At 70.8% G+C, this 25,730-nt stretch carries 24 protein-coding genes; 17 read left to right on the plus strand and 7 right to left on the minus strand.

Features of this window, described 5'->3' with window-relative positions:
* Positions 1-8: 8 nt before the first annotated feature.
* From iolB to DAI20_RS19075, 6 genes are all read left to right on the plus strand, one after another.
* On the plus strand, positions 9-926 hold the full coding sequence (gene iolB / locus DAI20_RS07825; protein WP_108250025.1) for a 5-deoxy-glucuronate isomerase: 918 nt from the start codon (positions 9-11) through the stop codon (positions 924-926).
* Positions 923-2,836: a 3D-(3,5/4)-trihydroxycyclohexane-1,2-dione acylhydrolase (decyclizing) gene (gene iolD, locus DAI20_RS07830; protein ID WP_108250026.1), complete on the plus strand. Its 1,914-nt coding sequence runs from the start codon at positions 923-925 to the stop codon at positions 2,834-2,836. Before iolB ends, iolD begins: the two co-directional genes overlap by 4 nt.
* 30 nt (positions 2,837-2,866) lie before the next feature.
* A complete protein-coding gene (locus DAI20_RS07835; RefSeq protein ID WP_108250027.1) occupies positions 2,867-3,817 on the plus strand; it encodes a sugar phosphate isomerase/epimerase family protein in 951 nt (316 codons plus the stop codon).
* A 44-nt stretch (positions 3,818-3,861) separates the two neighbouring features.
* Positions 3,862-4,875, plus strand: coding sequence for a Gfo/Idh/MocA family protein (locus tag DAI20_RS07840; protein WP_108250028.1), 1,014 nt, complete (start codon positions 3,862-3,864; stop codon positions 4,873-4,875).
* Positions 4,876-5,071: 196 nt separating this feature from the next.
* Positions 5,072-5,938 (plus strand): sugar phosphate isomerase/epimerase family protein, encoded by an 867-nt coding sequence (locus tag DAI20_RS07845; RefSeq protein WP_108250029.1) that lies wholly within the window; start codon positions 5,072-5,074, stop codon positions 5,936-5,938.
* A gap of 225 nt (positions 5,939-6,163) precedes the next feature.
* Positions 6,164-6,292 (plus strand): hypothetical protein, encoded by a 129-nt coding sequence (locus DAI20_RS19075; RefSeq protein ID WP_306766467.1) that lies wholly within the window; start codon positions 6,164-6,166, stop codon positions 6,290-6,292.
* A 563-nt stretch (positions 6,293-6,855) separates the two neighbouring features.
* Here the strand turns inward: DAI20_RS19075 and DAI20_RS07850 are convergent.
* Complete coding sequence (locus tag DAI20_RS07850; protein ID WP_159084971.1) at positions 6,856-8,316, minus strand: HNH endonuclease signature motif containing protein; 1,461 nt, start codon at positions 8,314-8,316, stop codon at positions 6,856-6,858.
* A gap of 372 nt (positions 8,317-8,688) precedes the next feature.
* Here DAI20_RS07850 and DAI20_RS07855 point away from each other — a divergent pair, with 372 nt between their 5' ends.
* The 3 genes from DAI20_RS07855 (at position 8,689) to DAI20_RS07865 (ending at position 12,029) form a co-directional block, all read left to right on the plus strand.
* The gene (locus DAI20_RS07855; RefSeq protein ID WP_108250031.1) at positions 8,689-9,093 is read left to right on the plus strand and encodes a tautomerase family protein; all 405 of its coding nucleotides are present in this window, start codon (positions 8,689-8,691) and stop codon (positions 9,091-9,093) included.
* 61 nt (positions 9,094-9,154) lie between these two features.
* The gene (locus DAI20_RS07860; protein ID WP_108250032.1) at positions 9,155-10,246 is read left to right on the plus strand and encodes a transaldolase family protein; all 1,092 of its coding nucleotides are present in this window, start codon (positions 9,155-9,157) and stop codon (positions 10,244-10,246) included.
* A gap of 310 nt (positions 10,247-10,556) precedes the next feature.
* Positions 10,557-12,029 carry a sugar porter family MFS transporter gene (locus DAI20_RS07865; RefSeq protein ID WP_108250033.1) on the plus strand — a complete coding sequence of 491 codons (1,473 nt, stop codon included), beginning with the start codon at positions 10,557-10,559 and terminating at the stop codon, positions 12,027-12,029.
* Positions 12,030-12,144: 115 nt separating this feature from the next.
* On the opposite strand, the gene DAI20_RS07870 is transcribed toward DAI20_RS07865, so the two are convergent.
* From DAI20_RS07870 to DAI20_RS07880, 3 genes are all read right to left on the minus strand, one after another.
* Positions 12,145-13,332 (minus strand): Gfo/Idh/MocA family protein, encoded by a 1,188-nt coding sequence (locus tag DAI20_RS07870; RefSeq protein WP_108250034.1) that lies wholly within the window; start codon positions 13,330-13,332, stop codon positions 12,145-12,147.
* 97 nt (positions 13,333-13,429) lie between these two features.
* Entirely contained in the window at positions 13,430-14,476 is a 1,047-nt protein-coding gene (locus DAI20_RS07875; protein WP_108250035.1) for a sugar phosphate isomerase/epimerase family protein, read from the minus strand.
* Positions 14,477-14,492: 16 nt separating this feature from the next.
* Positions 14,493-15,716, minus strand: a complete 1,224-nt coding sequence (locus DAI20_RS07880; RefSeq protein ID WP_108250036.1) for a Gfo/Idh/MocA family protein — start codon at positions 15,714-15,716, stop codon at positions 14,493-14,495.
* Positions 15,717-15,854: 138 nt separating this feature from the next.
* Between DAI20_RS07880 and DAI20_RS07885 the strand changes: the two genes are divergently transcribed.
* Positions 15,855-16,892 (plus strand): LacI family DNA-binding transcriptional regulator, encoded by a 1,038-nt coding sequence (locus tag DAI20_RS07885; RefSeq protein ID WP_108250037.1) that lies wholly within the window; start codon positions 15,855-15,857, stop codon positions 16,890-16,892.
* Positions 16,893-16,972: 80 nt separating this feature from the next.
* Here the strand turns inward: DAI20_RS07885 and DAI20_RS07890 are convergent, their stop codons facing one another.
* The gene (locus tag DAI20_RS07890; protein ID WP_108250038.1) at positions 16,973-17,566 is read right to left on the minus strand and encodes a DUF305 domain-containing protein; all 594 of its coding nucleotides are present in this window, start codon (positions 17,564-17,566) and stop codon (positions 16,973-16,975) included.
* A 101-nt stretch (positions 17,567-17,667) separates the two neighbouring features.
* Positions 17,668-18,201: a hypothetical protein gene (locus tag DAI20_RS07895; RefSeq protein WP_108250039.1), complete on the minus strand. Its 534-nt coding sequence runs from the start codon at positions 18,199-18,201 to the stop codon at positions 17,668-17,670.
* Positions 18,202-18,691: 490 nt separating this feature from the next.
* Here DAI20_RS07895 and DAI20_RS07900 point away from each other — a divergent pair, with 490 nt between their 5' ends.
* The 6 genes from DAI20_RS07900 to DAI20_RS07925 all read left to right on the plus strand — a co-directional run bounded on the left by DAI20_RS07900 (position 18,692) and on the right by DAI20_RS07925 (position 22,464).
* Positions 18,692-19,303, plus strand: coding sequence for a GrpB family protein (locus tag DAI20_RS07900; RefSeq protein ID WP_108250040.1), 612 nt, complete (start codon positions 18,692-18,694; stop codon positions 19,301-19,303).
* A gap of 176 nt (positions 19,304-19,479) precedes the next feature.
* A complete protein-coding gene (locus DAI20_RS07905) occupies positions 19,480-20,049 on the plus strand; it encodes a manganese efflux pump MntP (protein WP_108250041.1) in 570 nt (189 codons plus the stop codon).
* Positions 20,050-20,080: 31 nt separating this feature from the next.
* A complete protein-coding gene (locus DAI20_RS07910) occupies positions 20,081-20,500 on the plus strand; it encodes a YkvA family protein (RefSeq protein ID WP_108250042.1) in 420 nt (139 codons plus the stop codon).
* Positions 20,501-20,832: 332 nt separating this feature from the next.
* Positions 20,833-21,165: an STAS domain-containing protein gene (locus DAI20_RS07915; protein WP_108250043.1), complete on the plus strand. Its 333-nt coding sequence runs from the start codon at positions 20,833-20,835 to the stop codon at positions 21,163-21,165.
* 161 nt (positions 21,166-21,326) lie between these two features.
* Positions 21,327-21,689, plus strand: coding sequence for a DUF1622 domain-containing protein (locus tag DAI20_RS07920; RefSeq protein ID WP_205781391.1), 363 nt, complete (start codon positions 21,327-21,329; stop codon positions 21,687-21,689).
* A gap of 97 nt (positions 21,690-21,786) precedes the next feature.
* A complete protein-coding gene (locus DAI20_RS07925; protein WP_108250044.1) occupies positions 21,787-22,464 on the plus strand; it encodes a haloacid dehalogenase type II in 678 nt (225 codons plus the stop codon).
* Between the two features lie 30 nt (positions 22,465-22,494).
* Here DAI20_RS07925 and DAI20_RS07930 read toward each other — a convergent pair whose 3' ends face one another.
* Positions 22,495-23,391 carry an ROK family protein gene (locus DAI20_RS07930; RefSeq protein WP_159084972.1) on the minus strand — a complete coding sequence of 299 codons (897 nt, stop codon included), beginning with the start codon at positions 23,389-23,391 and terminating at the stop codon, positions 22,495-22,497.
* A gap of 248 nt (positions 23,392-23,639) precedes the next feature.
* On the opposite strand from DAI20_RS07930, the gene DAI20_RS07935 reads away from it, so the two are divergent.
* Entirely contained in the window at positions 23,640-25,643 is a 2,004-nt protein-coding gene (locus tag DAI20_RS07935) for a glycoside hydrolase family 127 protein (protein ID WP_108250046.1), read from the plus strand.
* Positions 25,644-25,730 lie beyond the last annotated feature (87 nt).

Raw genomic sequence — 25,730 nt, forward strand, 5'->3', positions numbered from 1 at the left:
CGGCACACGTGAGCACAACGGACCAGCGCTGGTTCCACCGCCGGGGCGGACTCGCCCGCGACGGCTGGGAGAGCGTCGTGGATGAGTCGACCCCCGGCTGGCAGCACACGGGCATCCGCGTGGCCGACCTCTCCGGCGGCGACGAACTCGGCCTGGACGAGACGGGAGTCGAGCGCATCGTCGTGCCGCTCGCCGGGTCGTTCACGGTGATCGCCGAGGAGGGCGGGGAGCGCACCACGACCGAGCTCGCCGGGCGCGCATCCGTGTTCGCCGGACCGACCGACGTGCTCTACCTGTCCGCCGCCGCGACCGCGCGGATCACCGGCAGCGGTCGCGTCGCCGTGGCGACGTCGCCCACGACCGACGTCCGCCCGACGCGACACATCCCCGCCGCCGATACGCCCGTGGAGCTCCGCGGCGCGGGGGCGTCCAGCCGGCAGGTGCACAACTTCGGCACCCCGCAGGCCCTCGACGCCGCCCGGCTCATCGTGTGCGAGGTGATCACGCCGGCCGAGAACTGGTCGTCCTACCCGCCGCACAAGCACGACGAGCAGGTGCCCGGCCACGAGTCGCGGCTCGAGGAGATCTACTACTTCGAGACCGCGCCCGTCGCGGGAAGCGACGCGTCGCAGACGGCCGCGTTCGGCATGTTCAGCACCTACTCCTCGCCCGCGGGCGAGATCGACATCAACGCGATGGTGCGGACCGGCGACATCGCCCTCGTGCCCTACGGGTACCACGGGCCCGCCGTCGCCGCCCCCGGCTACGACCTGTACTACCTGAACGTCATGGCGGGCCCGGATCCCGAGCGGGTCTGGCTCATCAGCGACGACCCCGACCACGCGTGGGTGCGCGACACCTGGACCGGCCAGGACGTCGACCCCCGACTCCCATTCCCCGCCAACACGGAAGGCCAGAACGAATGACAGCGACGAAGCGGATGACGGTCAGCCAGGCGCTGGTGGAGTTCCTCGCCCACCAGTGGACCGTCGACGGCGACATCCGCGAGCGCACGATCCCCGGCATGCTCGGCATCTTCGGCCACGGGAACGTCGCCGGCATCGGCCAGGCGCTCAAGCAGTCCAACGTCGAGCAGCCGGACCTGATGCCGTACTACCAGGCGCGCAACGAGCAGGCCATGGTGCACCAGGCCGTGGGCTTCGCCCGCATGCACCGCCGGCGCGCGACGCTGGCGTCGGCGGCATCCGTCGGACCGGGCGCCGCCAACATGCTCACCGGAGCCGCCCTCGCCACGACCAACCGGCTGCCGGCGCTCCTGCTGCCGAGCGACACCTTCGCGACGCGCGTCGCCGATCCGGTGCTGCAGCAGCTCGAGCAGCCGTGGGACATCGGGCTCACCGTGAACGACGCGTTCCGCCCGCTCTCGCGGTTCTTCGACCGCGTGCAGCGCCCGGAGCAGCTGTACTCCATCGCTCTCGCGGCGATGCGCGTGCTGACCGACCCCGCCGAGACCGGTGCGGTGACCATCGCGCTGCCCGAGGACGTGCAGGCCGAGGCGCTCGACGTGCCGGTGGAGTTCCTGCAGGACCGCGAGTGGCACATCCGCCGGCCGCTGCCCGAGCGCGGTCCGCTCGCCCGGGCGGTCGCGGCCATCCGCGGCGCGAAGAAGCCCTTCCTCGTCGCGGGCGGCGGCGTGCTCTACTCCGACGCGGAGGACCAGCTGCGCGCGCTCGTCGAGGCCACCGGCATCCCGGTCGGCACCTCGCAGGCCGGCGGCGGCTCCCTGAACTGGGACCACCCGCAGTACCTCGGCGGCGTCGGCGCCACCGGCACGCTCGCCGCCAACCGGCTCGCCGCGGAGGCGGACGTCGTGATCGGCGTGGGCACGCGCTACAGCGACTTCACCACCGCGTCCCGCACGGCGTTCCAGAACCCGGACGTGGTGTTCGTCAACATCAACGTCGCGGCGTTCGACGCGTACAAGCACGGCTCGCAGATCCCGCTGATCGCGGACGCCCGGGAGGCGCTGACCGCGCTCGCTGCCGAGCTCGGGGGCCTCGCGGTGACGCCGGACTACGCCGAGCGTATCGCCCGCGAGAAGGCGGAGTGGGATCGCACGGTCGACGACGCGTTCGCGCCGTCCGGCCTCGCCCTGCCCGGCCAGACCGAGATCATCAACGCCGTGCAGTCCTCGAGCGCCCCGGAGGACGTCGTCGTGCAGGCGGCCGGCTCGCTGCCCGGCGACCTGCACAAGCTGTGGCGCGTGCGGAACCCGCTCGGCTACCACGTCGAGTACGCCTTCTCCTGCATGGGCTACGAGATCGCGGGCGGCCTCGGCGCGAAGCGCGGGCTGCTGGCGAACGGCGACGACCGCGACGTCATCGTCATGGTCGGCGACGGCTCGTACCTCATGCTCAACACCGAGCTGGTCACGGCGGTCGCCGAGGGCATCAAGATCATCGTCGTGCTGATCCAGAACCACGGCTACGCGTCGATCGGCCACCTCTCCGAGACGGTCGGCTCCGAGCGCTTCGGCACGCTGTACCGCAGCTACGACCCGGAGGCCCGCAACTTCCAGGGGGACGACATCCTCCCGGTGGACCTGGCCATGAACGCCCGCAGCTACGGCATCGACGTGATCGAGGTTGCGGAGAGACCGGGCGCCATCGACGACCTCAAGGCCGCCGTCGCCACCGCGAAGGCGTCCGACCGGTCGACGTTCATCCACGTCAACAGCGACCCGCGCATCTACTCGCCCGACGGCGGGGGCTGGTGGGACGTGCCGGTGCCCGAGGTCTCGACGCTCGAGTCCACCCAGCGGGCCCGCGATGAGTACCTCGTCGAGCAGGCCAACCAGAAGCCCCTGCTCGGCTGACCACCGCCCCGACCAACTTCCGGAGAAGACATGACTGACAGCATTCCCGACGACGCAGACGTCGCCATCGAGACGGCGCCCGGCCTCCGCATCGGCACCGCCCCCGACTCCTGGGGGGTGTGGTTCCCGGACGACCCGAAGCAGGTCCCGTGGCAGCGGTTCCTCGACGAGGTCGTGCAGGCGGGCTACACCTGGATCGAGCTGGGACCCTACGGGTACCTGCCGACCGACCCGCACCAGCTCGAGGACGAGCTCGGCTCCCGCGGCCTCAAGCTCTCGGCCGGCACCGTCTTCACCGGCTTCCACAAGGGCGACGACCAGTGGCAGCGCGCCTGGGACCAGGCGCTCGCCGTCGCCGGCCTGGCCTCGAAGCTCGGCGCGGAGCACCTCGTCGTCATCCCCGACCTGTGGCGCAGCGACGCCACGAGCGAGGTGCTGGAGTCGCGCACGCTCACGGACGAGCAGTGGACGAAGCTCGCCGCCGGGCACGACCGGCTGGGCAAGGCCCTGCTCGAGGAGTTCGGCGTGCGCCAGCAGTTCCACTCCCACGCCGACAGCCACGTGGGCACGACCCGCGAGGTCGTGCGCTTCCTCGACGAGACCGACTCGCGATACACGAATCTGTGCCTCGACACCGGTCACTTCGCCTACTACGGCGGCGACAACGTCAAGCTCATCGAGGACAGGCCCGACCGGATCGGCTACCTGCACCTCAAGCAGGTCGACACGTCGCTGCTGTTCGACGTGCTGAAGAACGACGTGCCGTTCGCCGAGGCGGTGGGCCAGGGCATCATGATCGAGCCGCCGCACGGCGTGCCCGACCTCGCGCCGATCATCGAGGCCGTCGCCGCGATCGACTCCGAGATCTTCGCGATCGTGGAGCAGGACATGTACGGATGCGAGATCGACCGCCCGTTCCCGATCGCCAAGCGCACCCGCGAGCACATCTTCGGCTGCACGCACCTCGCCCGGGTGCACTGAGACACACGCCTCACCCCGACCACGACACCAGGAGAAGCACACACATGACCACTGACCTTCGCATCGGCGTCGTCGGAGCCGGAGCCATGGGATCCGACCACATCGCCCGGATCACCCGGCGCATCAGCGGCGCCGTCGTCTCGGCCGTCGTCGAGCCGGACCGCGGCCGCGCCGAGGCCGCCGCGGTGAACGCGCCCGGCGCCCAGGCGTTCTCGCGAATTGAAGACGCCATCTCGTCGGACGCGGTGGACGCGGTGCTCATCGCCGTGCCGGGCCAGTTCCACGAGCCGGTGCTGGTGCCGGCGCTCGAGGCGGGCCTGCCGATCCTCTGCGAGAAGCCGCTCACCCCGGACCCGGAGTCGTCGTGGTCGATCCTCGAGCGCGAGCAGAAGCTCGACCGGCCGCACATCCAGGTGGGCTTCATGCGCCGCTTCGACGCCGAGTACGCGGCGTTGCGGGAGCTCGTCGAGTCGGGCGACTCCGGCGAACTCATGATGCTCCGCTGTGCCCACCGCAACCCCTCGGTGCCGGCGAGCTACACGCAGACGATGCTCATCACCGACTCGGTGGTGCACGAGTTCGACGTCGTGCCGTGGCTGGCCGGCTCGCCCGTGAAGACCGTCGAGGTGAAGTACCCGCGGCGCAACTCGCTCTCGCCCGAGGGCCTGCGCGAGCCGATCCTCGTGATCATGGAGCTCGAGAACGGCGTGCTCGTGGACGTCGAGATGAACGTCAGCGTGCAGTTCGGCTACCAGGTCGCCACCGAGGCGGTCTTCGAGCAGGGGCTCGCCCGCATCGGGCAGCCGGCCGGCCTGCAGACCTGGCGCGGTGGCGCGTTCTCGGTCGCGGACCACATGAGCTTCACCACCCGGTTCGCGGCGGCGTACGACACGCAGATCCAGCGCTGGGTCGACGCCGTGCACAACGGCACGCTCGTGGACGGGCCCAATGCGTGGGACGGCTACCTCGTCGCCCTCTCCTGCGAGGCGGGCGTCAAGGCGCTCGACGGTGGCGTCATCCCCATCGAGGCGCCGGAGCGTCCCGCCTTCTACGCGTAGCCGGGTCGCGGTCCCGCCCTACCGCCGACACCGCCGATACCGGCGACACCGGCGGGCCGGCACCGGCGGGCGTCCCGTCGACCGGCTCGGCCGCTGAGCGTCGCTTCTTCGCTCCCGTGGCACGCGTCCTGCATCCCGCATCCCGCTGCCACATCCCGCTGTCACTTTCCGCTGTCACCTTCCGACTGGAGCCGTCATGGTCCGCATCGCCCTCGACCCCACGCCGTACCACCACAGCCACTCGCTGCTGGAGTTCCCGGACGTCGCAGCACGGCTCGGCTACGAGCACCTGCAGCTGACGCCGCACGTGGACTTCGCGCCGTTCTTCCGTCACCCGAAGGCGGACGACGAGCTCGTGGCGAAGCTGAAGAAGGCGGCGGTGGACGCCGGGGTCTCGATCCCGGCGCTGCTGCCGGTGCAGCGCATCTCCTGGCCCGACGAACCGCAGCGGCTTGCGGCGGTGCGGAACTTCCGCCGGGTTATCCAGCTCGCGGTGGAGCTCGGCGTGACCGTCCTCAACACGGAGTTCTCCGGACGGCCGGAGCGCTCCGAGGAGTCCGAGGACGCGTTCTACCGGTCGATGGAGGAGCTGCTGCCGGTGCTCGAGTCGGAGGGCGTCCGCGTCAACTTCGACCCGCATCCGGACGACTTCGTCGAGGACGGGCTCGAGGCGTGGCGCGTGCTGCGCGGCCTCAACTCGCGCGCGGTCGGCTTCGTGTACGTGGCGTCGCACACGTTCCACTACGGCAACCGGGCGACGACCCTGCTGCCGGAGATCGGTGGCCGCCTCGGCGCGGTGTACACGGCCGACACCTTCGATCACCACCGGTCGCACGGGCTCCGCTACATCTCGAACCCGCCCGGCAACGCGGCGCGCGTGCACCAGCACCTCCGCATCGGTGACGGCGACGTGGACTGGGCCGAGCTGTTCTCGACCCTCCGGGCCACGGGCTACCTGGACCGGGAGGACGCCCTCCTCGTCTCTAACGTCTTCGCCGAGGACGAGACGGCGGACGAGACCTCGCGCTACCAGCTCCAGAAGCTCCGCGACCTGGTGGGCTGAGGGCCGGCGGCCTCGCTTCCGTCGCGTCCCTTCGACGGGCTCAGGAACCGAGGTGGTGCCGTTGGTGCCGCGCTGGTCGTTCCCGAGAGCTTCGCGAGCAGCGACGGAGTGCGCATGGTGGCGTGATCGAGATTCACGTGCGTTCCGTGCACGGTCGCTGAGCTTGTCGCAGCGACATGAGGTGCGTTGCGTCCCTTCGACGGGCTCAGGGTCCGAGGTGGTGCCGTGGGTGCCGCGCTGGTCGTTCTCGAGAACTTCGCGAGCACCGGCGGAATGCGGGCGGTACGGCTGGCGGGACTCGTGCGCGATTGGGAGGCGGTCACCACGGTCGCTGAGCTTGTCGAAGCGACGTGAGGTGCGTCGCGTCCCTTCGACGGGCTCGGGGACCGGGGTGGTGCCGTCGGTCGGCGCTGGTCGTTTCCGAGAGCTTCGCGAGCAGCGACGGAACGCGGGCGGTACCGCTGCCGGCACTCGTGCGCGATTCGCAGGCCGTCACCACGGTCGCTGAGCTTGTCGAAGCGACCGTGGTGCGTCGTGTCCCTTCGACAGGCTCAAGGACCGAGGTGGTGCCGTCGGTAGGCGCTGGTCGTTCCCAAGAGCTTCGCGAGCAGCGACGGAATGCGGATGGTGCGACCGAGATTCGCGGTCGTCCCGTAGACGGTCGCTGAGCTTGTCGAAGCGACGTGAGATGCGTCTCGTCCCTTCGACGGGCTCAGGGACCGACGTGAGCCGTTCGCCTGCGCTGGTGGTTCCCGAGAGCTTCGCGAGCAGCGACGGAATGCGGGTGGTACGGCTGCCGGGACTCGTGCGCGATCGGAGGCGGTCATCACGGTCGCTGAGCCTGTCGAAGCGACGTGAGGTGCGTCGTGTCCCTTCGACAGGCTCAGGGACCGTGAGAAGCTGCGCATCGGGCACGGTCAGCCGCCGGGTGGGGTCGGTTCGAGCGGGTGAACAGGGTCTCGGGGCCGGAGGCGGTGGCGGCGGGCGTTCCAGTCCTGGACCGCTCTGCTCTTCGTCGCCAAGTGCCGCCCCTCCCGGGTCGGGCTCATCGACCTCGGTGGCAGCAGCGTGTACTTGCCGCCCGTTCTGGTGATGTCCCAGCCGTGATTGTGGAGGAGCAGATGGTGGTGCTTGCAGAGCAGAACCCCGTCGGCGATGTCTGTCTTGCCGTGGTCCCGTTTCCACTGGTTGATGTGATGGGCCTCACACCAGGACGGTGGGCGGTCGCAGCCGGGCCACATGCAGCCGCCGTCCCGGACCGCGAGTCCGGTGCGCTGGCGGGCGGTGAAGAGGCGCTGCTCGCGTCCGACGTTGACGCACTGGCCGTCGTCGTCAAGGACCACGGCGACCGTTCCCGTGCTGCAGATCTCGCGGCGGATGGTCGCGATGCTCACGGCCTCACCCGTGTCCTGGATCGAGCCGTGGCCCTCGCCGGAATCGAGGCTCTCCTTGGTGACGATCACCCTCACAGCGGGTCGTCTCGACCCGTAGACCTGTCCGGGGTCGGCATCCGCTCCGATGCGCAGGAGCTCGAGGAACCCGTCCGCCGCGAGCCGCTCGGTCGGCCGCGGATCGTTCGCGATCGCGTCGATTCGCGCCCGATCCTCTTCCTTCACGAACCTCGGCCCGCCACGTCGTGGATTGGTGAGCTCGTCGAGCACGGAGAGGAGGAAGGCGCCTGGTTCGGGGGCGTAGAGGAACTTGCCCTCGACCATGCCGTCCGGCCGCTTCCACGCCTTGAGGTGCTGCTGCTCCAGCTGCGCCTTCTCACGGTCCGCGACCTCGGCGTCGTCCAAGTCGTCTCGCAGCTGCCTTGCCCGGCGGTGCAGTTGGCCCGCAGTGAGGGTCGCGGCGTCTTCGATCAACTCGACCGCGGCTTCGGAGAGCGCCTGCGGTGGCACCGAGTCCGTCGGGAGTCCCAGTCCGGCTCGGATTGCGTCGGCCTGGGCGATGGAGATCCGCCCGTCGGTTACGGCGTGCGCGATGGGCGCCTGCCAGGGAGTTTGCGGCACCGGTAGCTCGGGGTGCTCGCGCTGCAGGGTCTCGGCGGCGTCGGTCTCGGCGAGCATCTTGCCCACTTCGACGATCGAGACGGCGCCGCCCTTGGTGGTCCCGGTGATGGCCTCGACCATTGCCTGCGGCGTGCGGTAGCCCTCCTGTTGGGCGAGGCCTGCTGAGCCGAGGTCAGGCGTCGAGCGGCGGCTCAGTTCCGCGGCTATTGCAGCGGTGATCGTGTCGCAGCAGTGTCGTGCGTCGGAGATAACCTGCAGCGCGTCCAGCAGATCCTGCTTCGGGAGCGCGGCGTAGGAAGCCGGCGAGGAGCCTAGGCGCGCGACGGTGTCCGCTGTGCGGAGGAGCGTCGCTGCCGGGTTTCTCATAGCACACATTCTACCACGTCGAAAGTTTCTTCGATGAGGAACTTTGGCCCGGTGGAGAACTTCCAGCAGCCCAATCGAGAGAACGGCCAGCGTCCCTTCGACAAGCTCGGGGACCGTGATCGCGACGTACCGCAGGTCCTTGCGTCCCTTTAACAAGCTCAGGGACCGTGATTGCGACGTGCCGCAGGTCGTCGCTTCCCTTCGGCGAGCTCAGGGACCGCACTGCAGGTTCGTTGTGTCCTTTCGACTGAGCCCGGAGACCGCGCCGAAGGAGGGGTCGATGCGCTTCGTTCCTCTCTCGCTCGTTGACCGGCGGCGCCATTCCATGTCAGTATGTTCTAACAAATACCCCTCAGCTAGGAGAACGCACCCATGCCTCTTGTTCGCATCGACCACAGTGATGCCCGCACGAACTCCACCGAGGTCGCCGGTGCCGTGCACGACGCGATCGTCGCCGTGTACGGCATTCCCGAGCGCGACCGGTTCCAGGTCGTGACCGCCCGTCCGGCGACGACGATCGTCGCCGAGGATGCCGGGCTCGGCTTCGAGCGCGTGGACCCTGTCATCATCCAGATCTTCACCCAGCGCGGCCGCAGCGACGAGAAGAAGCAGGAGCTCTACGCCGAGATCGCGTCCCGCCTCTCCACCGTCGGCGTCGCGGGGGAGGACGTGTTCATCGGCTACGTCGAGAACGGCCCGCAGGACTGGTCCTTCGGATTCGGCCGGGCCCAGTACCTCACGGGCGAGCTGGCCGTCCCCGCGCAGCCCGTCGCCTGACCCGCACGTCGACCGACGCACCGCACGAACCCCCGAGCCCTACGACCGAGAGAAGAAACGTATGCCCACCCCGACCCTGAGCCCCACGACCGTGCCGCCGCTCCGCGCCGCGGTGGATCGGTTCCCCACGGTGCTGTGGAACGACTCCGCCGACCCCGTCGAGCTCGCGCAGTCCATCGCGTTCGGCGCCGTCGGCGCCACCTGCAACCCCGTCATCGCCCTCGCCGCGGTGAAGGCGCACCTCGACGTGTGGGGCCCGCGGATCGCGCAGCTCGCCGCCGAGCATCCGGCGGCGGGGGAGTCCGAGCTGGGCTGGAAGGTCGTCGAGGAGCTGTCCATCGAGGCGGCGCGCCTGCTCGAGCCCGCCTTCCGCGAGAGCGATGGGCGCAACGGCCGCCTCTCCATCCAGACCGACCCGCGCCTCCACCGCGACGCCGACGCCCTCGTTGAGCAGGCCGTCTACTTCAGCGGTCTGGCCGAGAACATCATCGTGAAGATCCCCGCGACGGCGGTCGGCATCCGCGCCATCGAGGAGGCGACCTTCCGCGGCGTCAGCATCAACGTCACGGTCTCGTTCACCGTGGCTCAGGCGGTCGCGGCCGCGCAGGCCATCGAGCGCGGACTGGACCGCCGCGCCGAGGCGGGCGAGCCGGAGCGCGAGTTCGGTTCGGTCGTCACCATCATGGGCGGCCGGCTGGACGACTGGCTCAAGCACTACGTGCAGAAGAACCGCATCCTCCTCGACCCCGGCCACCTCGAGTGGGCCGGTGTCGCCGCCCTCAAGAAGGCGCATCGGATCTTCACCGAGCGCGGCTACCGCTCCCGCGTGCTGTCCGCCGCCTTCCGCAATCACCTGCAGTGGTCGGAGCTCCAGGGCGGCGACCTCGTCGTCTCCCCGCCCTTCGACTGGCAGCGGCGCATCAACGAGAACGGCATCCCCGCCGAGGACCGCATCGACGTGCCGGTCGATCCTGCGGTCATCCAGACGCTCCGCGACCGCGTGCCGGAGTTCTCCCGCGCGTACGACGAGGACGGGATGACGGTGGAGGAGTTCGACCGCTTCGGCGCGACCGTGCGCACCCTGCGCCAGTTCCTCGAGGCGGATGAGCAGCTCGACCGCATCGTGCGCGACATCCTCCTGCCCCCGGTGTAACCGCCGACGCCGAGGAGCTGACGGGAATCAACCCGGCGCGCCCGCCTGGGCGGCCGGGCCCGGTCCCGGGCTTGGCCTCGTGCGACCATCGCGGCCGCCCTCCCTCCGCGTTCCGGTGGCGAACGGGGCGGATACCAGTGGCCTCCTGGCGGTGCCCAAGCGCCGCCAGGGGCCACCCTGGGGAAACGGCTCTTCCGCCGGATCCTCGAGAACCATCATTGTATGTTTGACAGGACATACGGTCATATGTGACCATGGCGCAAGAGGATCGCGGTCACGCCCGTAGCGGTCCTGAGACAAAGGAGTCGAGATGACCAGTTCCGGTACCCACGGAGGCGCCCCCAGGAGGACGCTTCCCCCGCTGACCGCGGGGCCCTATCGCAAGCGGCTCGGCGTCGTCGCCCTGATCGCGACGTTCGGCGGCCTGCTCTTCGGCTACGACACCGGCGTCATCAACGGCGCCCTGCGCCCGATGTCCGAGGAGCTCGGCCTGACCGCCTTCACCGAGGGCGTCGTCACGAGCTCGCTGGTGTTCGCCGCCGCGATCGGCGCCCTCGCCGGCGGCCGCGTGGCCGACGCGTGGGGCCGCCGCAAGACGATCATCCTGCTCGCGGTGCTCTTCTTCGCCGGCGCGATGGTCTGCGTGTTCACCCCGAGCTACGAGATCCTCGTGCTGGGCCGCGTGCTCCTCGGGCTCGCCGTGGGCGGGGCGTCCGGCGTCGTGCCGGTGTACCTCGCCGAGATGGCGCCCTACGAGATCCGCGGATCCCTCGCGGGCCGCAACGAGCTCATGATCGTCATCGGCCAGCTCGCCGCCTTCGTCGTGAACGCGATCATCGGCACCATCTGGGGTGACCTGCCCGGCGTCTGGCGCATCATGCTCGCGGTCTGCGCCCTCCCCGCCATCGCCCTCTTCCTCGGGATGCTCAAGATGCCCGAGTCCCCGCGCTGGCTCGTCGAGAAGGGCCGTGACGAGGATGCCCTGCTGATCCTCCGCACCATCCGCCCCGAGGGTCGCGCCGAAGCGGAGCTCGCCGAGGTCGAGGACATCGCGAAGGAGGAGCGCGAGGCGAACACCATCGGCTGGCGCTCGATCCTCAGCAACAAGAACCTGCTGCGCATCCTGCTCATCGGAATCGGCATCGGCATCGCCCAGCAGCTCACGGGCATCAACTCGATCATGTACTTCGGTCAGACGGTGCTCATCGAGTCCGGCTTCAGCCAGAGCGCGGCGCTCATCGCGAACGTCGCCCCCGGCGTGATCGCGGTGGTCGGCGGCATCATCGCCCTCGCCATGATGGACCGCATCAACCGGCGCAAGACGTTCATCATCGGGTTCACGCTCACCACGACGTGCCACCTGCTGATCGGCTTCGCGTCGATGATGCTGCCGGTCGGCAACCCGATCCGCCCCTTCGTCATCCTGTTCCTCGTCGTGGCGTTCGTCGGCTCCATGCAGACGTTCCTCAACATCGCGGTCTGGGTGTACCTGTCCGAGATCTTCCCGCTGCACATGCGCGGCTTCGCGATCGGCGTGTCGATCTTCGCGCTCTGGGTGACCAACGGGTTCCTCTCGCTCTACTTCCTCTCCCTGGTGGAGGCGGTGGGCATCACCGGCACCTTCTTCCTGTTCGCGGCCGTCGGGGCGATCGCCCTGGTGTTCGTGACGACCCAGGCGCCGGAGACCCGCGGCCAGACGCTGGAGGCGCTGGAGGAGAACGTCACGACTGGCGCGATCTACACCGTGTCGGCCAAGCGCGAGTCCGCCTCCACCCGCAGCTGATCCGCACCTGATCCACGCCGCTCCCGGCGTACGGCAACAGGCCCGCTCGTTCCGGAACGAGCGGGCCTGTCGTCGTCCCTGGGTGCCTCGGGATCCCCGGCCGGATGCGCGCGGATCAGGGGCGGTCGTACGTCGTCTCGCCCTCCACCGTCGGCACGGCGGTCCAGGTGCCGGATGCCGCGCTGCGGAGCGCGGCATCCGCCGCCTCGGCCGCGGCCCAGCCGTCGGCGACGGACGGGGCGAGCTGCCGGCCCTCCGCCACCGATCGCAGGAAGAGCGCGGCCTCGACGGTCTTCAGGTCGTCGAAGCCCATGCTCGTGCCGGCTCCGGGCTGGAACCGGGAGAAGTCCCCGAAGCCGGGCGAGGCCATGATGGTGCGGTAGCCGGCCGGGTCGTCGGCGAACTGCAGCTCGTTGAGGCGCTGGAAGTCCCACCGCGCGGAGCCCTTCGTGCCGTAGACCTCGAGCACGTACTCGGACCGCGGTCCGATCGCGACGCGGCTCGACTCGAAGACGCCCACGGCGCCGCCGTCGAAGCGCGCGAGCACGCTCACGTAGTCCTCGTTCTCGACCGCGCCCGTCCGCGTCGCGTCGGTGTCGCTGCTGAAGCGGTTCACGGCTCCGGCGGCGGGCAGCGGGCGCGACGGGATGAAGGTCTCGGTCAACGCGGAGACGGAGTCGATGCGCCCGACCACGAACTGGGCGAGATCGAGGCCGTGGGACAGCAGGTCACCGACGACGCCGGACCCCGCCCTGTCCTTCAGGAACCGCCAGGTGAGGGCCGAGCGGGGGTCCGCGGAGTAGTCGGCGAGGAGCGACACCCGCACGTTGGTGATGCGGCCGAGCGCTCCCTCGCGCACCAGCCGCCGCATCTCGGCGACGGCGGGCGCGTGGCGGTAGTTGAAGCCCACGGAGGTGACGAGTCCCGCGGCCGTTGCCGCGACGCTGATCTCCCTGGACTCCTCGGCGCTGCGCCCCATCGGCTTCTCGATCCAGAAGGGCTTGCCGGCGGCGACCGCGGCCAGCGCGATCTCGCGGTGCAGGAAGTTCGGCGAGCAGATGGAGACGACGTCGACCTCGGGGTCGGCGAGCAGTTCCCGGTAGTCCGCGACCGTGCGCCGGTAGCCCAGGGCCTCGCGGGCGTGGCCCCGGCCGCCCTCGTCGGGATCCGCGGCGACGGCCAGGGACGCCCGAACCGGCAGTTCGGGGTAGTGCTGGCCCGCGGCGAGGTACGCCCGCGAGTGCAGCCTGCCCATCCAGCCGACGGAGATCAGACCGACGCCAAGCGTGTGCGATTCCTTCATCGAGAGCGCCCTTCTTCACTGTTTTTCTTCCCGCTTGTTCCGCTGGGGCGCCCGAATCGGCTTCTTCCGGGGCGGAGAGTGGACCTGGTCGGGCCGCTCACGGGGTCGGCGGGGTCGACGTGGCGGAAAGTGAGGGCGGGAGGGAGGCCTGGAGCGCGGCGTCCGCGGCCCGCAGCACCTCGGCGGCCACGGCGATGCCCTCGACCCGGCCGAGCTCCACGTCCTCGTGCTCGATGTTGACCATCATGTCGGGGTCGACCTCGTGCAGCGCGCGCAGGAACTCGGTCCAGTACGCGACGTCGTGACCCTTCCCCAGGGCCACGAAGTCCCAGGCCGACTCCTGGGGCCACTCGTTCGCCCACTCGTCGCCGCCCAGGTTGGTGCGCGGCTCGTCGGGCGAGAGCCTGCGGAAGCCGTTGTCGAGCACGCCGTTCAGCGCCGCCCACCTCCGGTTGATCCGCACGTCCTTCGCCGCGGCGTGGAAGACGAGGGGGCCGAGGTGGCGCACGACCTCGACCGGGTCCATCTGCTGCCAGAACAGGTGGGAGGCGTCCAGTTCGACGCCGACGTTCGTCGCTCCCGTGAGGTCGACGAGCTTGTGCACGTCGGCGGAGTTGAAGACGACGTTCTGCGGATGCAGCTCGAGCGCCACCTTGACGTCGGAGTCCCGCGCGAGCCGGTCGGTCTCGCGCCAGAAGTCGGCGACGATGTCCCACTGGTAGTCGAGCACGTCGAGCGCCGCCGAGTTCCAGGCGTTCACTACCCAGTTGACCCGGCTCGCGCCGGGTTCCCCGCCCGGCAGCCCCGACATCGTGACGACCCGGTGCTGACCGAGCCGCTCGGCGAGGCGGATCGAGCGGCGGACGTCCTCGGCGTGCCTCTCGCCGATCGCGCGGGTGGGGTGCAGCGGGTTGCCGTTGCAGTTCAGTCCGGCGATCTCGACGCCAGTCCCCTCGAACAGGCCCAGGAAGTCGTCGCGCGCGGTGTCGCTCTCGAGGATGTCGTCGAAGGTGGGCACGTGCACGGCGGGGAGGAATCCGCCGCTGTTCAGCTCGATGCCGGTGAGACCGAGGCCGGCGATGACCTCGATGGCCTCCGGCAGCGAACGGTCGTGCAGGATCGCGTTGTACAGTCCGAGTCGCATGGTCTCGTCCTTTCTCTCAGGCGCCGACGCGGACGGCGGCGGGCACATTTACGGCCGAACCGCCCGATGCGGCGGAGCGGGCGACGGCGTCGAGGATCAGCATGTTGTGGAGTCCGTCGTCGAAGCCGGCGTTGCGGGGGAGGGACGCCTCCTCGGGGATCCCTGCGACCTCCTCGAGGAACGCGCGCGCCTGGAAGACGAACCCGTCATTCTGCCCGATGCCCACCCCCTGGGCGTCCATGGCGAGCCCGCCCTTCCAGTAGGGGTGGTCGGGTCCGAGGATCACCGTGCGGTATCCGGCGGTCGCGGAATCGTCCCCCGCGAGGTAGAGCTGGAGCTCGCCGGGGTGACGGAAGTCGAAGGACGCGGCGCCCCGGTCGCCGAACACCTCGAGGACCAGCGTGTTGGGGTGGCCCGCGGCGACGCGCGATACCTGCAGCGTCGCCGTGGCGCCGGTCGAGAGGAGACCCGAGAAGGCGGCGACGTCGTCGTTCTGCACGCGCTCACGCTCCTCGCCGACGGCCGCGTGCTCGTGGCCGATGACGACGCCGAGGGGCTTCGGGCGGGTCGGGATGACGGTGCTGAGCGTCCCGCCGCGGACCTCGGTGAAGCGGCTGCCGGACACGAACTCGGCGAGGTAGGTGAGGTGGCTGCCGACGTCGGCGAGGGCACCGGAGCCGTTCGGGCCCGTGAAGCGCCAGCTGATGGGCCCGTCGGGGTCGCAGGCGTAGTCGGTCCAGTAGTGGCCGCTGACGTTGAGGATGTTGCCGAGGGCGCCGGACCGGACGAGGGAGTTGATGTAGGCGATGCCGGGGGACCGGAGGTAGGTGAGCCCGATCCGCGCCAGCACGGGGGAGGAATCAGCGGCGGCGGAGTCGGCCGCGGCGAGCATGGCTCGCGCGTCGTCGAGCGTGTCGGAGAGCGGCTTCTCGCACAGCACGTGCTTGCCGGCCGCGAGCAGCGCCTCGACGATCTCACGGTGCAGGAAGTTCGCCACCACGACGCTCACGACGTCGATATCGTCGGCCTCGGCGATCGCCTGCCACGACGTGTCGTGGCGCTGGAAGCCGAAGCGCTTCGCCGTCGACTCCGCCAGCGGCTCGTAGACGTCGGCGATGGACACGAGCCGGATCTCGGGCAGCGTGCTCTCGTACAGCGTGGACGCGGAGCGGTAGGCGGCGGCGTGCGCCTTGCCCGCCATACCCGCGCCGATGACGGCGACGCCGATGCTCGTGGTCATGAAACCTCCAGGCGAGTGGTACCGACCCTCACGGCGCCGGTGCGGTGAGAGACTCCATGTGGAGCGCTCCAACGCTCAGCCTATGATTGTGCGTATGTCCTGTCAATCGAGACCAGGGAAGGCGAGGGAGGTGACCCGATGAGACCGTCGCGACCCACGATCTACGACGTCGCCGCGGCGGCGGGCGTGTCGAAGTCCCTCGTTTCGCTCGTGCTGCGCGGCTCGACCCGGGTGAGCGACGCGTCGCGCGCCGCGGTCGAGAAGGCGATCGCCGACCTCGACTACAGACCCAGCACGGCCGCGTCGGACCTTGCCGCGGCGAGGACGGGGCACATCGGCGTGCTGATCGACGACTACGCCAACCCCTGGTTCGTCGACCTGCTCCGCGGGCTCGGGGAGGTGTTCGGTGAGGCGGGCTACCGGCTCAGCGTCGTGGACTCCGTGACGCTGCCTCGCGTGGAGGACCCCGTCGCCGGCCTCCTGTCCATGCGCGTCGACGGCATCGTCGTCGCCCGCGACGTGCCGGACTCGCTGCTCGGGGGCACCGCGCCTCCTCTCGTCGTCGCGGGAACGCGGGCGGAGGCGCCGGGAGGGGCGGATGCCGTCGCCAACGACGACGCCCACGGCGCCCGCCTCGCGGTCGAGCATCTGCTCGGCCTGGGGCACCGCACCATCGCCCATCTCGCGGTGGCCGGCGGCGCGGGTGAGGCCCGGGAGGCGAGCTTTCTCAGCACAACCCACGAGGCGGGAATCCGCGGCATCGTCACCCCGCGCCGGAGCCAGGCGTCGGAGCGGGCGGGGTACGAGGACGCGCTCACCGTCCTCGCGCAGCACCCCGGCATCACAGCGATCTTCGCCGCCAACGACGTCATGGCGATCGGCGCGCTCGGCGCCGCGCGCGAGCTCGGTCTCCGGGTGCCGGACCGCCTGTCCGTGGTGGGCTACGACAACACGGATCTCGCCCGCACGCGGCTCATCGACCTGACGACGATCGACGACGTGAGCTACGAGGTCGGAGTCCAGGCGGCACGCCTGCTGCTCGCCCGGATGTCCGGGAGCGATCCCGCCGACGTCCGGCGCACCCTCGAGCCCGCCCTCGTCGTGCGCGGGACGACCGGCCCGCCGCCGGACTCCGCCGGATCGTCGGAGGCCCGGCCGGCCTCGGATCCGGACTAGCCACAGCAGGGAGAGAGACGGCTCAAGCTCCGTCTCCACTCCCTGCCACGCGCGAGGGAGGGAAAGGACGAGGGGCGGGGCTAGCGCGCCGCGAGCAGGTCCTCCATCTGGTCGATCTCGCTCTGCTGGGCGGAGATCATGTCCTCCGCCAGCGCGACCGCGTCCGGATGCTGCCCGTCCTCAACCTCGGTCTTCGCCATCTCGATGGCGCCCCTGTGGTGCTCCGTCATCTGCTCGAGGAACAGCCGCTCGGCCTCGGCGCCGGACGCCTCGTCGAGGGCGGTCATGTCCTCGTCCGACATCATCCCGTGCATCGAATGGCCCATGTCCGACCCCTGGCCCTCGCCCCACTCGTCCAGCATCATGGACAGCTGCTCGATCTCCGGGCCCTGGGCGGCGGCGATGGCGGTGGCGAGATCCCGGACCTCTTCGGAGATGCCGCTCTTGGCGAGGAGCATCTCGCTCATGTCCACGGCCTGGGAGTGGTGCGGCATCATCATCTGCGCGAACATCACGTCCGCCTCGTTGTGGGCTACAGCGGGGGCGCTGCTGCTCGCCGGCGTGCTGGTCGGCGTGTCCTCGGCGGTGCTGCCGGTGCCGCCGGAGCAGGCGGCCAGGCCCAGGGTTACGGTCAGTGCGGCCGTCGTGACGGCGATTGTGCGGTTGGTGAACATGCGTGTCCTTCGTCCTTCTCTCGAGATGCTACGAACGGGGCCAGGCGGGCGGGCGCGACGAATCGTGGCCGCTAACCCGGAGGGGTGTCGGGAGCGAGAAGTCAGATCCGGAGGGTGGAGAGCTGCGCCAGCGATGGCGGGCGGACCGGGGTGGGCCGCAGGCTGAACGCCGCGACAGCGGCGAGCGTGACCCCGGCCAGCGCGACGGGCGCGGCGCCCGGTGCCTGTGACACCGAGAGCAGTGCGAGCACGGGAAGGCAGGCGGCGGCGGCGCAGCAGTGGGTGCCGCCCACCCCGGGGCACTCGGCGGAACCGAGTCCCGACCCGGCGTTGAGGTGGCCGGGATCCGACGCGGCGCGGAGGTGGCCGGAATCCGACGCGGCATGGATGTGGTCGGGTACCGACGCGGTGTCGCCGAGCGGGACCGCGGCGTGACTGTGCGGCGCTGGGCCCGGATGCGCGCCCGCGGCGGGCGCGTCCGCGCCGGGACCGTGACCGTGGGCGGCGGCGCCCGGAGCGTGCAGGGTCAGAAGTCCGACGATGACCGCGATCGCGGCCAGGAGGAGCACGAGCACCCGGCGGGTGCCGCGTTCGGGCAGTTCCCGGCGGGGGAGGGTCGGAGCAGAGGTCTGCATGCGCTCCTCCTTGGATTCGAGTCACGATCCGGTGCCGGGCCACCCCGACGGTACCCCAGAGGGTTCGGAAAGTCCCGCCCGGTCCGGCGGCCTGTGCGCCTCCGCTCGCGACGCGTCCCTGTGAGCGGGCGGCCGCGTTCTCCGGTGAAGGGCGGCCGGTGCCGTGGGGGACGGCGTGTCCCCTTTTTTGGGGACCGGCGGTGTCCTCCATTATGCGGACACGGACTGTAGTGTCGAGTCATCGCCGGGAACACCCCCGACCGGCGAGTACCACCGGGAGCAGGCACCCCCCTGATCTGCATGCCGCTCCCGTGAACCCGATCGAGCGCTCGACGACCTCCCCCCTCCTGTCGCGCTCGTTCCCGGCCCAGCCCCGCCTCCCCCCAGGCGGGGTTGGGCCGCCCCTTCCTTCGCCCTTCCTGGCTGCTAGCTCCGTCGCCGCGCTGTGCCGCGCGCGGGCGCGGCAGAGGGCGCTTGAGAGGATTGCCGGGTGAGTACCCGCAGGCCGCGCCGACCCGACGTGACGACAGTGGAGCTGGTGGGCGGCACCGAGGCGCTCGAACTCGACCTTCGCGACCACGACGACCGGTGGGCGGAGGTGTTCGCGGAACACCGGCGGCGGATACTCGACGCGCTCCCGGTGCTGGACGTCGACGTCCAGCACATCGGCTCGACATCGGTCCCGGGGCTGGCCGCGAAGCCGATCGTCGACATCGTCGTTGCGGTTCCGGACATCACCGCGGAGGAGGACTACCTCGACGCCCTCCTGGCGGCCGGATACGCACTGCGCACCCGCGAGCCGGGGCACCGTCTCGTGCGCACCCCGGCGCGCGACGTGCACGTGCACATTTACGAGCGGGGCGATGAAGCGGTCGTCGACTACCTCCTGCTCCGGGATCGGCTGCGCTCCGACGCGGACGACCGCGCCCTCTACGAGGAGACGAAGAGGTCCCTGATGCGGAGCCGCTGGGACGACATGAACGCCTACGCGGACGCGAAGACCGGCGTCATCCTCGCGATCACGGCCCGAGCGAGGGCGGCCCGGGCGCGGGAACCGCGCCGAGACGTCGGACCGGCTGCGGAGAACCCTGTGAGAGAATGAGGGCTGAAGGGGAGTAGTTCCCATGGCGTCACCCGGGTGGCGCGGAGGTACGTCGACATCCTGGTGCGCAGTCGCACCCGGCGTACCGCCCGGCTTTGGTCGGGTGAACGAGACCTTCGGCACCATAGCCCTGTGCCGGAGCGTCCTCTCGTTCCGGCCACGAACGAGAGAGCCCCATGTCTCCCTGGACCCTCCTCCTGCTCGCCACCGGCGTGTCGGCCGACGCCTTCGCCGTCGCCCTCGGCAAGGGACTGCACCTGCGGTCCCAGATCATCGGCAGGGCGCTTATGATCGCGACCGCGTTCGGTGTGGCGCAGGCCGCGATGCCCTTTCTCGGCTGGCTGCTGGGCAGCACCTTCGCCGAGGTGATCGCCCCGTTCGACCACTGGGTGGCCTTCGGGCTGCTCGCGCTCGTGGGCGGCAAGATGCTCTGGGAGGCGCTCCGGCCGGGTGCGGATGAGGACGGCAAGGACGGCGGCACTCTGTCGACCCGCGAGCTCCTCGTGCTGTCCGTGGCGACGAGCATCGACGCGCTGGCGGTCGGGGTCTCGTTCGCCTTCCTCGACATCGCCATCTGGATCGCCGTCCTCGTGATCGGCGTCACCACCTTCGCTCTGTCCTTCGCCGCGGTGCTGCTCGGTCACCGGATCGGCATCCGCTTCCAGAAGCCGGCCGAGATCGTCGGCGGCGTGATCCTCATCGCCATCGGCGTGCAGATCGTCCTCGGTCACCTCGGCCTGTTCTGATCGGCGAGGGCGACGCAGTCCGGGAGGGCCGATGACGGAGTGGTGGCAGGTCGTCCTCGCGGTGGTCGGCGGCCTCCTGGTGGTGTGGCTCGTGCTCGTCGGGGCCCTGCTCATGGCCGCCCGCGGGGCGCCTGACGCGATGAGCCTCCGCGGCGCCCTGAGACTCGTGCCCGACGTCCTCCGCCTCCTGAAGCGCCTGGTCGCCGATGGCACCGTTCCCCTCGGCACGCGGCTCTGGCTGGGGGCGCTACTGGTCTACCTGCTGATGCCGGTCGACCTCGTCCCGGACTTCATCCCCGTGCTCGGCTACGCCGACGACGTCGTCGTGGTCGCAATCGCCGTGCGGTTCGCGGTCTCGCGCGCGGGGGAGGACGCGGTGCAGCGGCACTGGCCCGGCACTCCGGAGGGCCTCGCTGCGGTCCGCGCGATCGCGTTCCCGCGGAACGCCTGACCTCCCGTACTCGGGCCCGTGCTCCGTGCGCGGCGGACGGGGGACGGCGTGTCCCCTTTTTTGGGGACCGGCGGTGTCCTCCATTATGCGGACACGGACTGTAGTGTCGAGTCATCGCCGGGAACACCCCCGACCGGCGAGTACCACCGGGAGCAGGCACCCCCCTGATCTGCATGCCGCTCCCGTGAACCCGATCGAGCGCTCGACGACCTCCCCCCTCCTGTCGCGCTCGTTCTCGGCCCAGCCCCGCCTCCCCCCAGGCGGGGTTGGGCCGCCCCTTCCTTCGCCCTTCCTGGGTGCTCGTGTGTGCTCCGCCGACGATGGGATCCGCCATGTACTTCCCCACTGATCTGCTCACCTCTGACGTCGCCGTGATCCGCGGCACCGGACGACTGAACATGCTGACCGCGTCGCGGTTGGATCGCACGGTGCGGTCGGTGCTGCGACAGGGCCGGTCGAAGATCGTCCTCGACCTGTCGGCGGTGGAGTTCCTGGACTCGACCGGCCTCGGCGCCATGATCGCTGGCCTGAAAGCGGCCCGCGCCCAGGGCGGCGACCTCCGCCTGGTCGGCCCGGGCCCGCAGCCGTCGATGGTGCTCACGATGTCGCACCTCGACCGCATCCTGACACCCCGCCGGGACGTCCACACCGCCTACGCGGACTGAACCCATCACGGTCCCTGAGCTCGTCGAAGGGGCGTCCCCCAACGAGCTCGGAGGTCGTGATTGCCCGGCTCGGCGACAGGACCGACAGACCCGAGTGCGCCGGCGCCACTTCGCCGTCCGATCGCAACAGGAGTAGTCCTGGAACGGTCGGGAGGAGACCGGTGGAGTTCCAGGAGTGGATCGAGACGGCAGGCAAGGCCGTGGACGCGGCGGGCGTCATGGCGGTCGTCCTCGGCGCGGTGCTGGCCACGGCATTCGCTCTGACCCGTCTCGTCCGCCGGCAGGGCGAGGTCTACGGGCGCTTCCGCCGATTCCTCGGGCGGTCGATCCTGCTCGGGCTGGAGCTGCTCGTGGCCGCGGACATCATCCGTACCGTCGCGGTGACCCCCACGCTCGAGAGTGTCGGCGTGCTCGCCTGCATCGTGCTCATCCGCACATTCCTCAGCTGGTCGCTCGAGCTCGAGATCACCGGGCGCTGGCCCTGGCAGAGCGAGGGCGACAGCGCCGCCGCCGGGGAGGGGTGATGCGGGGCCGGACCCGCGTCCGATCCCGACGGATCGGGGATCGGCCAGGACGGGCTCCGACCGAGTCCAGCGGGACGAGCACGGAGGGACGACCCACATGACCGGAACGCGCACGACGATCTTTTTCGACGTCAACGAGACGCTCTCCGACCTCAGCACCGTCGCCGACACGTTCGGAACCATCGGCGGCGACCGCTCGCTCGCCACGGTGTGGTTCGCCACCCTGCTCCGCGACGCCTTCGCGCTCACGGCCGCCGGGAGCGCGGCCTCCTTCCCGGATCTCGCGAGGAACAGTGCGTGCGGGGTGCTCAGCGGGCGGGACCTCGATCGCGGCCTCGACGACGCGGTGGACGCTGTGCTCGATTCCTTCTCGCGCGTCGGGGTGCACGCCGACGTCGCCGAGGGCGTCCGGGCGCTGCGGGAGGCGGGCCATCGGCTGTTCACGCTGTCCAACGGCCCCACAGCCACGGCGGAGCGTCTGCTCCGGGACGCGGGCGTGCTCCCCGCCTTCGACGACCTGCTCACGGTCGAGGGCCGCACCCCGTGGAAGCCCGCTCGCGCCGCCTACGTCGACGCCGTCGCGCGGACGGGGACGACGGGACCCGCGTACCTCGTGGCCGTGCACCCCTGGGACGTCCACGGCGCGGCCGAAGCCGGTCTGTCCACCGCCTGGGTGAACCGCGCGGGGATCCCGTACCCGGCCCACTTCACGCCGCCGACCGTCACCGTCGCGTCGATCGGCGAGCTGGTGCGGCACCTCGACGCCGCTCCCTGACCCGCCCTCGACTCCGACCCGTTTCCCGGTTCAGCGGGGAAGGAGCGCCCGGGCAGCGGCGATCGCGCCGAGCACGCCGGAGTGGTCGCCGAGCGCCGGCGACGCGAGGAAGCCCGGTTCGTCGAGGGAGGCGGCGTGCGACGCGCCCGGGCCACCGGTAACCCCGGGGAGCCGCTCGACGACGGCGTCGAACAGGCCGGGCGTCTTGAGCACGCCGCCGCCCACGACGAAGCGCTCCACTCCCGTCGTGTAGGCGGTCGCGGCCGCGAGCTGGGCGATGTAGAACGCGAGGATGTCGAGCGCCTGGGCTCGGATCCCCGCGTCGAGGGACGACGCGTCCGACCCCCATCGCCCGAGGACGGCGGGACCGGACGCCAGCCCCTCGAGGCAGTCGCCGTGGAAGGGGCAACTGCCCTCGTAGTCGTCACGCGGGTGCCTGCGCACGAGAAGGTGTCCCATCTCCGGGTAGCCGTTGCCGTGCAGCACCCTGCCGTCCAGGCAGAGGCCGACGCCCACACCGGTGCCGAAGGTGGCGTAGGCCACCCGTGGCACGCCGGCCCCCGCACCCCAGGTCTGCTCGCCGAGCGCGGCGCTCGCCACGTCGCTCAGCAGGACGGTCGGCACCTCCGCGGTCATGCGGATGCGGCCGAGCAGGTCGGTGTCCGCCCAGCCGGGCTTCGGCGTTCCCGTGACCCAGCCCCACCTCGGCTTGTCCGGCTCGACGTTGATCGGCCCGAAGGACGCCACACCCAGCGCGGTGACCGGCTCGATCTCGCGGATCTCGTCGAGGAAGGCGTTGATCGCGTCCGTCGTCTCGTCCGGGGTCGTGGTCGGGATGCGCAGATCGCGCACCAACTCCTGCGGCCGGCCCTCCCTCGCGGCCCCGCAGATGACCTTGGTGCCGCCGGTCTCGATTCCTACGATCACGTGCTCGTCCTCCCGTCCACCTCGGTCCGCGCTGCCGTGCGGCGCTCCTCGATGGATCAATCGCCTTGTCACCGGGGGCTGCGTCGTCCCGCCCCTCCAGCACTCTGGCAGGAAAAGCGGCCCCTGGGGCGCCGGGTCGGCCCTCACCCGTCCGTTAACGACGTGTTACCGACCCGTTCCAGGCCTTGACCTCCGGCGGCGGCGTCTCTGTAATATGTCATCCACTACTGCCGCCGATTGAGAGCAATATGTCACATGACACACTGAGCACCCGGGAAGCCGGCGCGCCGTCCGCGACTGCAGCGTCATCCGCGTCCGCCGTGTCCCCCACCGCCGGCCGGGTGCGACCCCTCGGGACGTCGGCGGTCTCGCTGGGCGCGGGCCTGCTGCAGCAGTGGCAGGGGCGCAACCGAGAGCGGACGATTCCGCACACGATCGCCCAGCTCCGAGCGGCGGGCAACCTCGACAACCTCCGCACCGTGGCGACCGGCGGGGAAGCGCCGTACCGGGGCCGGTACCCGTTCCTCGACACGGATGTCTTCAAGACCCTCGAGGGACTGGCGTACGAGCTCGCCCGCGACGACGCGAGCGCGGAGAGCCGCGAGTTCTTCGAGGAGGCGGTCGCCCTGCTGCAGGGCGCCCAGGCCGACGACGGCTACCTCAACTCCTTCTTCCAGCACCCGGGCAGCCAGAAGCAGCCGTGGAGCGATCTCGCCTGGGGCCACGAGCTGTACAACCTCGGCCACCTCATCCAGGCCGCCGTGGCCGCGACCCGCCAGCTCGGCGACGACCGCCTCCTCGATGTCGCGACGCGATTCGCGGACCTCGCCGTGCAGCGGTTCGGGCCGCACGGCGACCCGGAGGTGTGCGGCCACCCCGAGGTGGAGATGGCGCTCGTCGAGCTCTATCGCCTCACCGGGATCGCGGACTACCTCACGCTGGCGGGGCTCTTCGTGGTGCGGCGCGGACACGGATCGGTGAAGCTCAGCGTCTTCCCGGCGGAGTACTTCCAGGACAGTGCGCCGCTCACGGAGCTGCCGTCGGTCACGGGGCACGCGGTCCGGATGGGCTATCTCGCCGCCGGCGCGGCGGACGTCGCCATCGAGACGGGGGATGACGCTCTGCTTCGCGCCCTCGAGCGGCTCTGGGACGACATGGCGGCCACCAAGCTCTACATCACCGGCGGGCTCGGCAGCAGGCACTCCGACGAGGCGATCGGGGACCGGTACGAGCTGCCGTCCGAGCGCTCGTACAGCGAGACCTGCGCGGCCATCGCCGTGATGCAGTGGGCGTGGCGCATGTTCCTCGCGACGGAGAAGGCGCACTATCTCGACACCTTCGAGACGGTGCTGTACAACGCCTACGCCGCCGGGCTCTCCGTCGACGGATGCGCGTTCTTCTACGACAACCCGCTGCAGCGCCGCCCGGACCACCAGCAGCGCACCGGGGCGGAACCGGACGGCGAGCTCCTGCGCCGGGCCTGGTTCGTGTGCCCCTGCTGCCCGCCGAACATCATCCGCTGGACCTCCGAGCTGCAGGACCACATCGCCGCGACGGCCGGGGACACCCTCTACATCGCCCAGCACGCGACGGCCACCGTGCAGAGCGACCGGCTCTCGTTGAGCATGTCCACCGCCTACCCGTGGGACGGCACGGTGACCATCGACGTCACCGCCGCCGCGAGCGCCGGGCCGACGGAGCTCGCCCTCCGGGTGCCGGCCTGGTGCCACCGGGCGGAGGTGACCGTCAACGGATCGCGCCTCGACGCCGCCCCGCGCGACGGCTGGCTACGCCTCGATCGGGAGTGGTCCGTCGGCGACACCGTCCTGCTCGTGCTCGCCATGCCCGTGCGGGCTCACGGGTCCCACCCCCACGTGGACGCGACGCGCGGCTCGCTCGCGCTGGCACGCGGTCCCCTCGTCTACTGCGCCGAGCAGCAGGACAACAAGGGCGATCTCGACGACGTCGTCGTCACGGCCGCCGACGCGGCCCGGGCGACCCTGGCCGAGGCGCGGCTGACGCCGGAGGGCACGGAGTCCGTGATCCTCACGGTGCCGGCGGGCATCGCCCCGCCCCCCGCGCCGGTGCTCTACCCGGAGCTGGGGAGCGCCTCCGCCGACGCCCCGGGAACGACGGCAACGGTGACGGCGACGGCGTCCGCGCCGGAACACAGCAGCGTGACCCTCGTTCCCTACTACCTCTGGGGCAACCGGGAGCCGGGTGCCATGCGCGTGTGGCTCCGCCAGCGCTGACCTCCTACTCGGCCTGGACCGCACCACCCCTAGACCGCACCGACCTTCCTCCGCACCACCTCGTTCCGACCCCGACGGCGGCGCACC

Origin of the sequence: Planctomonas deserti (genome assembly GCF_003067705.1) — a bacterium.
Taxonomy (GTDB): domain Bacteria; phylum Actinomycetota; class Actinomycetes; order Actinomycetales; family Microbacteriaceae; genus Planctomonas; species Planctomonas deserti.